The 12,430-nt window shown below is 66.9% G+C and carries 9 protein-coding genes and 1 pseudogene; 3 read left to right on the top strand and 7 right to left on the bottom strand.

The window, feature by feature from the left end; genetic code table 11:
- Positions 1–171 precede the first annotated feature (171 nt).
- The 3 genes from RT131_RS12555 to radC form a co-directional block, all read right to left on the bottom strand.
- Positions 172–1,056: an SPOR domain-containing protein gene (locus RT131_RS12555; RefSeq protein WP_313173146.1), complete on the bottom strand. Its 885-nt coding sequence runs from the start codon at positions 1,054–1,056 to the stop codon at positions 172–174.
- Positions 1,057–1,077: 21 nt separating this feature from the next.
- A complete protein-coding gene (gene argS / locus RT131_RS12550; protein ID WP_313173145.1) occupies positions 1,078–2,766 on the bottom strand; it encodes an arginine--tRNA ligase in 1,689 nt (562 codons plus the stop codon).
- 185 nt (positions 2,767–2,951) lie between these two features.
- The gene (gene radC, locus RT131_RS12545; protein WP_313173272.1) at positions 2,952–3,626 is read right to left on the bottom strand and encodes a DNA repair protein RadC; all 675 of its coding nucleotides are present in this window, start codon (positions 3,624–3,626) and stop codon (positions 2,952–2,954) included.
- 97 nt (positions 3,627–3,723) lie between these two features.
- On the opposite strand from radC, the gene coaBC reads away from it, so the two are divergent.
- Genes coaBC through RT131_RS12530 form a run of 3 tightly spaced genes read left to right on the top strand, consistent with a single transcriptional unit; the run spans position 3,724 to position 7,797 of the window.
- Entirely contained in the window at positions 3,724–4,965 is a 1,242-nt protein-coding gene (coaBC, locus tag RT131_RS12540; protein WP_313173144.1) for a bifunctional phosphopantothenoylcysteine decarboxylase/phosphopantothenate--cysteine ligase CoaBC, read from the top strand.
- A complete protein-coding gene (gene dut, locus RT131_RS12535; RefSeq protein ID WP_313173143.1) occupies positions 4,962–5,429 on the top strand; it encodes a dUTP diphosphatase in 468 nt (155 codons plus the stop codon). The genes coaBC and dut overlap by 4 nt, the downstream gene beginning before the upstream one ends.
- Before the next feature lie 16 nt (positions 5,430–5,445).
- Positions 5,446–7,797, top strand: a complete 2,352-nt coding sequence (locus RT131_RS12530; RefSeq protein WP_313173142.1) for a phosphomannomutase/phosphoglucomutase — start codon at positions 5,446–5,448, stop codon at positions 7,795–7,797.
- A 398-nt stretch (positions 7,798–8,195) separates the two neighbouring features.
- Here RT131_RS12530 and RT131_RS12525 read toward each other — a convergent pair whose 3' ends face one another.
- From RT131_RS12525 to RT131_RS12510, 4 genes and pseudogenes are all read right to left on the bottom strand, one after another.
- Entirely contained in the window at positions 8,196–8,906 is a 711-nt protein-coding gene (locus RT131_RS12525) for a response regulator transcription factor (protein ID WP_313173141.1), read from the bottom strand.
- The gene (locus tag RT131_RS12520) at positions 8,896–11,556 is read right to left on the bottom strand and encodes a sensor histidine kinase KdpD (RefSeq protein ID WP_313173140.1); all 2,661 of its coding nucleotides are present in this window, start codon (positions 11,554–11,556) and stop codon (positions 8,896–8,898) included. The genes RT131_RS12525 and RT131_RS12520 overlap by 11 nt, the downstream gene beginning before the upstream one ends.
- A gap of 36 nt (positions 11,557–11,592) precedes the next feature.
- A complete protein-coding gene (gene kdpC / locus RT131_RS12515) occupies positions 11,593–12,201 on the bottom strand; it encodes a potassium-transporting ATPase subunit KdpC (RefSeq protein WP_313173139.1) in 609 nt (202 codons plus the stop codon).
- Positions 12,198–12,430, bottom strand: a pseudogene (locus RT131_RS12510) (potassium-transporting ATPase subunit B); the annotation flags it as partial. The pseudogene RT131_RS12510 and the gene kdpC, both read right to left, overlap by 4 nt.

Raw genomic sequence — 12,430 nt, 5'->3', positions numbered from 1 at the left:
GTGGGGCCCAAGGTTTGCAGCGCAAACCCTTGGGGTGAAACCGCCGTGGGCGGTTTCACTTTCCCCCTTGAGTAAAGGGGGCGCGCCGACAGGCGCGGGGTTATGGGTGTAACGGGCACGGGGCCCAAAGTTTGTTTCACAAACTTTGGGGTGAAGCCGCCGTAGGCGACTTCACTGCGCCTTGATCGCCATCGCCTGCAGACCCGTGCCGTTGAGCTTGGCCTTGGCTTCGGCCAATTCGCTGGCGGTGCCATAAGGCCCCATGCGCACGCGGTACACGGTATTGCCGTTGATCTGCGCCGACTCCACGCGCGCAGCCAGGCCCATCATCGCCAGCTTGGCCTTGGTGGCTTCGGCGTCGCCGGAGGCACCGAAGGCGCCTGCCTGCAGGATGTAGCGCACATTCTCCGACGCTGCTGCAGCTGCCGGTGCCGCTGCGGCCGTCGCCGGTGCAGGCGTTGCCGCCGCCGGGCGTGGTGCCGGGGTTGCGGTTGCCGGTGCGGCACTGGCTACCTGGGCCGGGCGGGCTGCGGTTTCGTTGATCGGCGCCGGCTGGCGCACGGCCTCGGCCACCGGTGCCGGCAACGGGCGGCCTTCCAGCGCGGCCTGGGCGCGCTGCGCTTCGGTCGGCGGTGTGGCTGGCGTGGCCGGGGCCGCTGCCGCCGCTGCGCGGGCAGCGGCAGCACGGCGCTGCTCCTCGGCCTTGGCGCTGGCAGCCAATTCGGCATCGGACATCTGTACTTCCGTGCCCGGCAACAAGGTGTAGAAGTCGTACTGGGTGGCTGGCTTTTCCTCCGGCTTGGCACCGGCAGGCGTGGCTGGCTTGTTCGATTCCACACCGGCATCCACGTCGGCGTCGGCAACCGGTGCCGGCTGTGCATCCGGGTTGGGCTGCGGGCCTACGCGCAGGAAACCGTCGCCGTCCTTCTTGAACAGGTTGGGCGCTGCCAGGAACACCACCGCCGCAATCGCCACGCCGGCAACCAGCCACACCCAGCCGGGCGTGCCATTGTCGTTGTTGCGTCGTGCTTGGCTTTTGCCGCGTCGTGCTGCCATGTCTACTGCGTCTCCAGGTGTTTACATCTTTTCCGGGGCACTGACGCCCAGGATGCTCAGGCCGTTGGCCAGGGTCTGCCGTGCGGCGCTGGCCAGGGTGAGCTTGGCATTGCGCTCGGCTGCATCATCCACCAGCACCGGTGTGCCGTGATACCACGTGTGGAAAGCGTGTGCCAATTCACGCAGGTACTGCGCGATCTGGTGCGGTTCCAGCGCGATGCCGGCCGCTTCCACCACTTCCGGGTAACGCGAGATCTCGTTCATCAGTTCCAGCGAAATCTCATCATCCAGACGTGACAGTGCGGCCAGGCCTTCAGCCTGCTTGTAGTCCAGGCCCTTTTCCTGCGCCTGGCGCAGCAGCGAGCAGACGCGGGCATGCGCGTACTGCACATAGAACACCGGGTTGTCGCTGCTCTGCTGGCGGGCCAGGTCGATGTCGAAGGTCAGCTGCGAATCCGGCTTGCGGGCGATCAGGAACCAACGCACGGCATCGCTGCCCACTTCCTCGATCAGGTCGCGCAGGGTCAGGTAGCTGCCGGCACGTTTTGACAGCTTCACTTCCTCGCCGCCGCGCATCACCGTCACCATCTGGTGCAGCACGTATTCCGGCCAGCCCTTGGGGATACCCAGATCCAGTGCCTGCAGGCCGGCGCGCACGCGCGCCAGCGAGCCGTGGTGGTCGGCACCGAGTTCGGTGATGGCGCGCTCGTAGCCGCGCTGCCACTTGCTCAGGTGGTAGGCCACGTCCGGCAGGAAGTAGGTGAAGGTGCCGTCGGACTTGCGCATCACGCGGTCCTTGTCGTCACCAAAGTCGGTGGAACGCAGCCACAGCGCACCGCCTTCCTCGTAGGTGTGGCCGGAGCTGATCAGCTGCTGCACGGTCTCGGCGACCTTGCCGTCCTTGTACAGCGAGCTTTCCAGGAAGTAGATGTCGAAATCCACGCCGAATGCGGCCAGGTCCAGGTTCTGCTCGTTGCGCAGGTAAGCCACGGCGAAGCGGCGGACTTCTTCCAGGTTCTCCGCATCCTTGGCGCCAACGATGTGGCTGCCTTCCAGGTCCACGGTCTGGCCCAGCAGGTAGGCTTTGGCCACGTCGCCAATGTATTCGCCGTTATAGGCTTCGGCCGGCCACTGTGCGTCGCCCGGCTTGAAGCCGCGCGCGCGCGCCTGCACCGACTTGGCCAGGTTTTCGATCTGCACGCCAGCGTCGTTGTAATAGAACTCACGCTTGGCGTTCCAGCCGTTGGCTTCCAGCACACGGGCGATGCAGTCACCGATGGCACCGGCGCGGCCGTGGCCGACATGCAGCGGGCCGGTCGGGTTGGCCGACACGTATTCGACGCCGACGCTGCGGCCGTTGCCGCTCAGGTTGCGGCCATAGTCCTCGGCTTCCTTGAGCACGCTGACCACTTCGCGCTGGTAGGCCACCGGCGAGAGTTTGAAATTGATGAAGCCAGGGCCGGCGATCTCGACATTGATGATGTCGTCGCTGGCCGGCAACGCGGCGACCAGCGCCTGCGCAACGGCACGTGGATTGCTGCGCGCGGCCTTGGCCAGCAGCATGGCGGCGTTGGTGGCGAAATCACCGTGTTCGCGGGTCTTGGGTCGCTCGACCACGAAATCCGGCGGCAGGGTGTCGGCAGGCAAGGTGCCGTTGGCGCGCAAGGCTTCGATGCCTTGGCCGATGAGGGCGCGGAGTTGGGCTTTCACGTGACTATTCTGCTTGAAGCGCGGAACTGACCATTTTACCTGACCTGCGCCGAGGCCGCCTGCGAGGCGCGGGCGGGGGTCAGGAATGTCAAAAAAACAGAAAGGCCGCTGCGGCTACAGGGCGGGTGGATTTCACTGATGGTCGAGCAGGTTTGCCACCGGCGGCAGAGTTCAGGCTGGCCCGTTCAGACCCAGCCGCGGGCGGCCAGCGATACCGGCGTGCCGTCACCGATCACGAAGTGGTCCAGCAGGCGGATATCGACCAATGCCAGGGCCTGCTTCAGCCGCTCGGTGATCGCCCGGTCTGCCGCCGACGGTTCAGGATTCCCGGAGGGGTGGTTGTGGCCGACGATCACTGCTGCAGCGTTATGGGCCAGAGCATGACGGACGACTTCACGCGGATGCACCTCGGCGCTGTCCAGCGTGCCTGTGGATAACTCCTCGAAGGCCAGGGCACGGTGGCGGTTGTCCAGGTACAACGCCGCGAATATTTCCTGCGGGCGGTGGCGCAGGCGTTGGGCGAAGTAGCGGCCGGCGGCGCTGGGGTCGGTGAGCGCATCGCCCCGTTCCAGCCCGGCGGCCAGATGGCGCCGCCCCAGCTCCAGCGCGGCGCTGAGCTGGCAGGCGCGGGCGGGCCCCAGGCCGGGAAGTCTGGCCAGTTGCGGAGCACTGCGGTCCAGCAATGCCCGCAGCGGGCCGTGCGTCTGCAGCAGCTCGCGGGCGGTCTGTACCGCATCACGCCCGCGCAGGCCGGAACCGAGGAAAATCGCCAGCAGTTCCGCATCGGAAAGTGCAGCCGCGCCACGCGTCAGCATTTTTTCGCGCGGGCGTTCAGCGCTGGGCCAATCACGGATATGCATGAGTGGCAGATTCACCGCCATTTGCCAAAAACTGGATCAGGCGCAACAAAGCCTTCGGTTAAGCTAACCCTTCTTCTGTACCTAGGAATCCTCATCCGTGACCGCCGTTTCCCCCACTTCCCGCCCCTTGGAAGGACAGAAGCTGCTGCTATGCGTCGGCGGCGGCATCGCTGCGTACAAGTCGCTGGAGCTGGTGCGTCGGCTGCGTGATGCCGGCGCCACCGTGCAGGTGGCGATGACGGCGGGGGCGCAGCAGTTCGTCACCCCGTTGAGCTTCCAGGCGCTGTCCGGCCATCCCACCCGCACCACGCTGTGGGACAGTGCCGCCGAGCAGGCCATGGGCCATATCGAACTGGCACGCTGGGCCGACCGCATCCTCATCGCCCCGGCCACGGCCGACCTGCTGGCGCGGCTGGCGCACGGCAACGCCGACGACCTGGTGACCACGCTGTGTCTGGCCAGTACCGCGCCGCTGACCGTGTGCCCGGCCATGAACCACCGCATGTGGCTGCACCCGGCAACCCAGGCCAATATGGCCGTGCTGCGCGAGCGCGGCGTGCAGGTGATCGGGCCGGAAGACGGCCCGCTGGCCGAGGGTGAATCCGGCCCTGGCCGGGTCAGTGAAGCACCGACCATCATTGCGGCACTTGCCGGCAATCTGGCCCCGCAGGCCCCGGCCAAGCCGGGCCGGCTGAACGGCATGCGGGTGCTGATCAGCGCCGGTCCCACTTATGAAGATCTGGATCCGGTGCGCTACGTCGGCAACCGCAGCAGCGGCAAGATGGGCTACGCCCTGGCCGCCGCCGCCGCCCGTCAGGGCGCGCAGGTGGTGTTGGTCAGCGGTCCGGTGCAGTTGCCCACGCCGGCAGGCGTGCAGCGCATTGATGTGCGCTCGGCCGCGCAGATGCGAGAGGCGGTGCTGGGCGCATTGCCTGCCGATATCTATATTGGCGCGGCCGCCGTGGCCGATTACACGCCACGCCAGGTCTCGCCGCAGAAGCTGAAGAAGACCGCCGGCAGCCAGACCCTGACCCTGGAGCTGGTACGCACCGCCGACATCCTGGCGGAAGTGGCCGTGCAGGAGCAGGCCTTGAAGCTGGTGGTCGGCTTTGCCGCCGAAACCCACGATGTGGAGAAATATGCGCGCGGCAAGCTCGCCGACAAGCACCTGGACCTGATCATCGCCAACCAGGTCGGCATTGCCGGCAATGGTTTCGAGAGTGACCAGAACGCGGCCGTGGCCTACTGGAACGGCGGCCTGCGCGAGTTCCCGGGCACCGCCAAGACCCAGCTGGCAGAGCAGTTGCTGGACCTTATCGCAGAGAGGTTGGACGCATGAGTAATGGACTGCAGCCCTTGCAGGTGAAGTTGCTGGATCCGCGCTTCGGTGACAGCTGGCCGCTGCCCGCCTATGCCACCGAGGCCAGCGCCGGCATGGACCTGCGCGCCGCCATCGAAGCGCCGTTGACGTTGGAGCCGGGCGATGCGGCCTTGTTGCCCAGCGGCATTGCCATCCATATCGCCGATCCGGGGCTGTGCGCGGTGGTTTTACCGCGTTCCGGGCTGGGCCATCGCCACGGCATCGTGCTGGGCAACGGGACGGGCCTGATCGATGCCGATTACCAGGGGCCGCTGCTGATCAGCGTATGGAACCGGGGCCGCGATGCATTCACCATCGAGCCCGGCGACCGTATCGCGCAGTTGGTGGTGATGCCGATTGCACGCGTGACGTTGCAGGTAGTGGATACTTTCATCGACAGTGCACGTGGAACGGGTGGATTCGGCCACACCGGGGTGCGCTGACAGGGGGAAACGCACGATGAGCCAAGGCAATGACAGCGGGCGGCCACGTCCCGCGCTGGGTCGATCAACACCACTGCTGGCGGTATTGCTGCTGCTGTTGGCCGGCTGGTTCGGCTGGAGCGCGGTAGAGCAATGGATACAGTCCGGTACCAGTGCCGGGTTGGAGCAGTCCCGCGATCAGGCCGTGACCGGCGTGCAGCAGGCGTTGGCCGCGCAGACATCGCAGTTCGGCAAGCAGCTGGCGCTGGAGCCGGTGAAGGCTGCGCTGGTCAGCGGCGACGCAACCGCCGTCGCCTTGGCGATACGTGACAAGTGGAACGGCGTGGAAGACGCGCAGGTCCTCGACGCCAGCCTGGCCGCGGCCTATGCCGAGCCGGCGACCTTCGGATACTCGCGGTTGGCCTTGCTGGAACAGGCCCTGACCGCCGGCCAGCCGGTAGCGCTGGTAGTCCGCGATGGGGGGAGTCCGCGCCTGGGCCTGGCCGCGCCGGTGCTGCTGCAAGGCAAGCCGGCGGTGATCTACATCCGCCAGCCGCTGACCCGTTTGACCTCCGTGTTTGATGGTATCGATTCGCCGGACAGTGCCTTCCTGGGCCTGCGCCAGGGCGGCTTCACCATCGTCCAGAAAGGCGACACCAGCCTGGGCAACAGCGCCGACGCGCTGGCGCGTCCGGTCGGCGACACCGGCCTGCGGGTGGTGGCGGAGTTGCCGGATGCCAACACCGGGGCGATGGGACTGGGGGTGATCCCCAGCGCCATCGTGGCGCTGTTGCTGGTGGCCACGGCATTGCTGCTGCTGTTGGGGCGCAAGCGTCTGATGAACCTGCCGGCCCTGCGCAAGAACAATGCCGAGGCCGACGACGCCGGCCCGACCCTGCAGGAAGCATTGGAACAGGATCCGCAGCCGTTGCCGTTGGCGGCCACGGCGCGCCCGGGTGATGCGCCGCAGGCGCAGGTCGAGCCGGGTGCCGAAGCGGTATTGCCGGTGATCTTCCGTGCCTACGACATCCGTGGCGTGCTTGGCACCGAGTTGAATGCCAGTGTCGCGACCTTGATAGGGCAGGCGATTGGCAGCGAAATGCAGGCGCAGGGGCTGCGCGACGTGGTGGTGGGGCGCGATGGCCGCCTGTCCGGACCGGAGCTGGCCGATGCCCTGATCGTGGGCCTGCGCCGCGCCGGTTGCGATGTCATCGATATCGGCATGGCACCGACACCGGTGGTGTACTTCGCCGGTTACCACCTGCGTGCGGGCAGCTGCGTCGCCGTCACCGGCAGCCACAATCCACCGGACTACAACGGCTTCAAGATCGTCATCGGTGGCGAGACCCTGTCCGGCGGTGCCATCACCGACCTGTACAAGCGCATCCAGGAAGGCCGCCTGCAGCGCGCCGACAGCGAAGGCAGCCTGCAGCAGCGTGAGGTCATCAATGACTACGTGCAGCGCATCGCCGATGACGTGCAGCTGGACCGCCCGCTCAAGATCGTCGCCGATGCCGGCAACGGCGTGGCTGGTGCGGTGGCGCCGCAGTTGCTGGAGGCCATCGGTGCCGAGGTCATTCCGTTGTACTGCGACGTGGATGGCAACTTCCCCAATCACCACCCGGACCCCAGCGATCCGCACAACCTCGAAGACCTGGTGCAGATGGTCAAGCGTTTCGACGCGGACCTGGGCGTGGCCTTCGATGGTGACGGTGACCGCTTGGGCGTGGTCACCAAGGACGGCAAGATCATCTTTGCCGACCGCCTGCTGATGTTGTTCGCCGCCGATGTGCTGGCCCGCAACCCTGGCGCTATGGTCATCTACGACGTCAAGTGCACCGGAAAGTTGTCCGATTACATCCTGCGCAATGGCGGCAGCCCGATGATGTGGAAGACCGGGCATTCGCTGGTCAAGGCCAAGATGCGCGAGACCGATGCCGAGCTGGCTGGCGAGATGAGCGGCCACTTCTTCTTCAAGGAACGCTGGTACGGCTTCGATGATGGCCTGTACGCGGCGGCGCGCCTGCTGGAGATTCTGGCGCAACGCGATGAAGAACCGTCGGAGGTACTGAACGAATTGCCGGATGCGGTCTCCACGCCCGAGCTCAAGGTGGCGGTGGAAGAGGGCACCCAGCATGCGCAGGTGGCTTTGATCGTGGCAGCGGCGCAGTTGGAGGAGTCACCGTTCGCGGGCGCCCGCATCTCCACCATCGATGGCCTGCGTGCCGATTTCAACGACGGCTGGGGGCTGGTGCGTGCGTCCAACACCACACCGGTGCTGGTACTGCGTTTCGAAGGCAATGACGAGGCCGCGCTGGAGCGGATCAAGGCGGTGTTCCGTGAGCAGTTGCTGCAGGTGCTGCCTACGGGGACCGAGCTGGGGTTCTGATCGAGCGTGCTGCCTGGCGAAAGGCCGCCCGCGTGTTGCGAGGCGGCCTTTTGTTTTTTCTGGACGGCTGCTTGCGAGCGGGCTGGTTGAGGGCTTTGGATTACCGCGAAGAGCACCCCTCCCCAACCCTCCCCTTGGCTGCGCCAAAGGGAGGGGGCGCATCGTGCGCTGACCGTCAGATCGAAGCGCCGTCGCTTGTCTCCCTCCCTTTGGCGTAGCCAAAGGGAGGGCCGGGGAGGGGTTGCCGTTGCTCGTGCCTTCGCTCGCTTGTAGGAGCGGCGTCAGCCGCGAAGCCACAGTGGTTTCCGCATCCAGTAATCTCAGATCAACGAACGCCTGTTGTTTCACCAGCTTCGCGGCTGACGCCGCTCCCACAACCACAACCGGCTCGCATCACTTCACGTCCCACCAAACCGCAAACCAACCCCCGGCTCGGTGAACAGATAACGCGACTCCAACGCCGAATCGCCCAGCTTGTGCCGCAAACGCCCGACCAGGATGCGCAGGTAATGGGTGTCATGCCGATGCGTCGGCCCCCAGATTTCCTGCAGGATCTGCGGCTGCGTCACCACCCGCCCGGCATTGCGCAGCAGCAGCGCCAGCAGCGCGTATTCCTTGCGGGTCAGCGCAATCGCCTCGCCGTCCACGCGCACGTCGCGGCGGGCCAGGTCGATATGCAGGTGACCATCGTCGAACACCGGCACCTGGCCTTCGCTGTCGGTGCTGCGGCTGCGCAGCAGCGCCCGCACCCGCGCCATCAGCTCCTGGGTGCCGAACGGCTTGGTCACGTAGTCGTTGGCGCCATTGTCCAGGGCCCGCACCTTCTCCGCCTCGCCGGCGCGCACGCTGAGCATGATCACCGGCACCTGGCTCCATTGCCGCAGCTCGGCCAGCACGTCATGGCCTTCCATGTCGGGCAGGCCGATATCCAGCACCACCAGGTCGGCACCGTCCTCGGCCAGCCGTTGCAGGCCTTCGGCGCCGTTGGCGGCCTGGCTGACCGCATAACCCTGCGCGCGCAATGAGATATCCAGAAAGCGCCGGATCTGTACTTCGTCATCCACCACCAGCACGCGCGGCGGCGGAATGGCGGGCGCTTCAGCCATCATCGCGCGGGCTCTCGGGGTGCGGCTGGAGCATGGGCAGGCTCATGCGTATCAGGGTACCGCGTCCGTCGTGGCCCGGCAGCGCCTCGACGCGGCCGCCATGGGCACCAATCATGCCCTGGCAGATGGTCAGGCCCAGGCCGGTGCCCTGGCGGCCACGGTCGCCGCGCTCCACGCTGTAGAACATGTCGAAGATGCGCGCGCGCTGGTCATCGGGGATGCCGGGGCCGGCGTCGATCACGTCGATGACCAGTTCGCCATCGTGCTGGCGCGCACGCACTACGATCGGTACCTCCGCGGGCGAGAATTTTGCCGCGTTCTCCATCACGTTGAACACCGCCTGTTCGACCAGCGCCGGGTGCACCCAGATCGGCGCCAGCGTCGCCGGGATATCCAACTGCAGCCGCACCTCCGGTTGGTAGCGCTGCAGCCGCCGCGCGGCCGAGCCGATCAGCTCGTCCACGCCGATCCAGTCGCGGTTGAGCTTGAGCCCGTCATGGCCGAGCCGGGTCATGTCCAGCAGGTTCTGGATATAGCGGTCCAGCCGCTCGCCCTCGACCACGATGGTGTCGAGCAGGGCGCGACGGTCGCTGGCGTCCATTGCATCGGCGTAGTTGGACAGACTGTCGGCCGAGCCGATCATGGCGGCCAGCGGCGAGCGCAGGTCGTGTGATACAGAGGACAGTAGTGCAGAGCGCAGACGCTCGGTTTCGTTGTGCAGGTGCGCGGTTTCCAGATCGGCGACCAGCCGCGTGCGCAATGCGGCCTGGGCGATGTCGTCGGCCATCGCTTCCACCAGCTGGCGTTGTTCCGGTGCCAGGCGCGGATGCTGGTGGTCGAAGCGCAGCCCGGCCACGCCTATCGCGTGTGCTTCGCCGTCCAGCAGGGGCAGGAACCACCAACCGGCGCCGGCCAGCGTGTCGGTGAAGCGGCCTGCAGGCTGGCCATGGCGCAGGGCCCAATCGGCCGCAGCCAGATCGGTGTCGCCGGGGGCGGCGCTGCCGCTGGTACTGGTATCGGCACCCAGCCGCACCCAGGCCGGTGCATCCAGCGCCTGTTCCAACGCTACCCGCCCGGCATGGGCAACCTGGGCATTGTCGGTGGCGCCCACCAGTTGCCGGCCCAGCGTCTGCCGCACATTGGCGTGGCGGTTGGCGGCGCGCAGCGCCACCACCTGCATGCGCAGGCGCGAGGCCAGGCGACCGGCGACCAGCGCGGCGGCCAGGAACAGGAAGACGGTGATCACGCCCTGGCGCGCGCTGATCGCGAAGGTGAAGCGCGGTGCGATGAAGAAGAAGTTGTAGGCCAGGAAGCACAGCGTCGCTGCCAGCACCGCGGCACTCATGCGCGTGCGTGCAGCCACCAGCACCACCGCCACGATGAACACCATCGCCAGGTCGCTGAGGCCTATCCAGTGCTCACCCAGCCATGCGGCCAGGCAGGCGCCGACGGTGGCCAATACCGCCGTCATCGCATCCTTGCCCCAGCTGTCCGGGGCCAGCGACAGGCCGAATCGACGCGCGTTGGCGCGTGCCTGCGGGGTGCTGATGATGGTGATCTCGTAGTGGGCGCCGCGTTGGATCAACTGCTGGGTCAGGGTCTGGTTGAACAGGCGCGCCAGTGGTCGTTCGCGGGTACGGCCGAGCACCAGCGACGACACCGCGTTATGCGCGGCGTAATCGAGCAGTGCATCGGCAATACCCGGCCCGTGCAGCAGCTCGGCGTCGCCACCCAACCGCCGCGCCAGTGCGAACGCATCGTCGATTTCGCGACGGGTTGCCTCGTCGTGACGCCGATGTTGCACGGTCACCACCGTCCACGGTGCGTCGCGGCGCTCGGCGATGCGCCGCGCCACCCGCACCAGGTATTCGCTCTGGCCGCCGCCGTCGATGGCAACCACAACGCGGCGGCGCAGCGGCAGATTGCCTTCGCCGCGCGCGGCGCGGGTCTCGCGCAGGCTGCTGTCGACGCGGTCGGCGGCTTCCTGCATCGCCAGCTCTCGCAGGGCGGTGAGGTTGGCAGGTGAGAAGAACGCCTGCAGCGCCTGCGCGGCCTGTTCCGGTACGTAGACCTTGCCCTGCTGCAGGCGCTCGATCAGCTCGCGCGGTGGCAGATCGACCAGCACGATGTCGTGCAGGCGATCGAACACTGCGTCAGGCACGGTCTCGCTGACGCGCACGCCGGTGATACGCATCACCACATCGTTGAGGCTTTCCAGATGCTGGATGTTGATCGTGGTCCACACGTCGATACCGGCATCGAGCAGCTCCATCACATCCTGCCAGCGACGTTCGTGACGACTACCTGGAGCGTTGCGATGGGCCAGCTCATCGACCAGCACCAGTGCCGGCTTACGGGCCAGCACCGCATCCAGGTCCATCTCCTGCAGCTGATGGCCGTGGTACTCCAGCGTGCTCATCGCGATGCGCGGCAGGCCATCGAGCAGGGCGGCGGTATCGTTGCGGCCGTGGGTTTCAACCACGGCCGCCACCACATCCACCCCGCGCCGCAGTTGTTCCTGGGCGCGGGTAAGCATGCTGAAGGTCTTGCCCACTCCCGGCGCAGCGCCGAGGAACACGGTCAGCTTTCCGCCGGCATCGCGTTGCAGGGCCTCGGCCAAGGCATCAGCCTGGCGGCTACGGGAGTCGTTCATGACTGCGATTGTGCGCTGTTGCTGGTGCGGCCGACATCACGGCGCATGCGCGGCCTGATCCAAGGCCCGGTTGAGGGCAATCACGTTGATGCGTGGCTGTCCGAATACGCCCCATTGGCGGTCCTGCAGTTGAGCATCAACCAGCGCTTGCACCTCTGCCTGCGACCAGCCGCGTGCCGCGGCAACGCGTGCCACCTGCACCTGCACCGCAGCCGGAGACAGCTCCGGGTCCAGCCCGCTGGCCGACTGCGTGACCAGGTCGGCCGGCACCGTGGCCGGGTCGATCTTCTCGCGTGCGGCGACGGCGGCGGTGGCCTCGCTGACGCGTTTGACCAGGTCTGGATTGCTGCGCGCCATATTGCTGCCGGCCGCGGCCATCGGGTCGTAGTTGGCCGTCGAAGGACGGCTCTGGAAATAACCATCGCCAACGAACGGCTGCGCCAGATAAAGCGAGCCGCGCACCTGTCCATCGGCATCGCGGATCAGGCTGCCGTCGGCCTGCGCCGGGAACAGCGAGCCGGAGATGCCGGTCGCCAGCACCGCATAGACCAGGCCGGTGCCAAGCAGGCCGAACAAGGACAGACCAATGGCCGGCCGCCACAGCGGGTTGCCGGAACGACGGGAGGAAGTGTTGGAGGTGTTCATGCGCCAAATACCAGAGCAAGCAGGAGGTCGATGGCCTTGATGGCCGCGAATGGCAGCAGCACGCCGCCCAAGCCGTACACCAGCATGTTCCGCCGCAGCAGCGCGGTGGCGGTGGCCGGACGGAAGCGCACGCCGCGCAGGGCCAGCGGAATCAGGGCCGGGATCACCAACGCATTGAAGATCAGCGCCGCCAGCACCGCGTTGCGCGGGCTCGACAGCTGCATCACGT

Origin of the sequence: Stenotrophomonas sp., assembly GCF_032066555.1 — a bacterium.
In the GTDB taxonomy this organism is placed as follows: Bacteria; Pseudomonadota; Gammaproteobacteria; order Xanthomonadales; family Xanthomonadaceae; genus Stenotrophomonas.
This window is presented reverse-complemented; position numbering and strand designations above follow the sequence as displayed.

Bases quoted from the DNA above. Each gene is read 5' to 3' on its own strand.
- RT131_RS12555 (WP_313173146.1), bottom strand. From the start codon at position 1,056: ATGGCAGCACGACGCGGCAAAAGCCAAGCACGACGCAACAACGACAAT.
- radC (WP_313173272.1), bottom strand. From the start codon at position 3,626: ATGCATATCCGTGATTGGCCCAGCGCTGAACGCCCGCGCGAAAAAATG.
- dut (WP_313173143.1), top strand. From the start codon at position 4,962: ATGAGTAATGGACTGCAGCCCTTGCAGGTGAAGTTGCTGGATCCGCGC.
- RT131_RS12530 (WP_313173142.1), top strand. From the start codon at position 5,446: ATGAGCCAAGGCAATGACAGCGGGCGGCCACGTCCCGCGCTGGGTCGA.
- RT131_RS12525 (WP_313173141.1), bottom strand. From the start codon at position 8,906: ATGATGGCTGAAGCGCCCGCCATTCCGCCGCCGCGCGTGCTGGTGGTG.
- RT131_RS12520 (WP_313173140.1), bottom strand. From the start codon at position 11,556: ATGAACGACTCCCGTAGCCGCCAGGCTGATGCCTTGGCCGAGGCCCTG.
- kdpC (WP_313173139.1), bottom strand. From the start codon at position 12,201: ATGAACACCTCCAACACTTCCTCCCGTCGTTCCGGCAACCCGCTGTGG.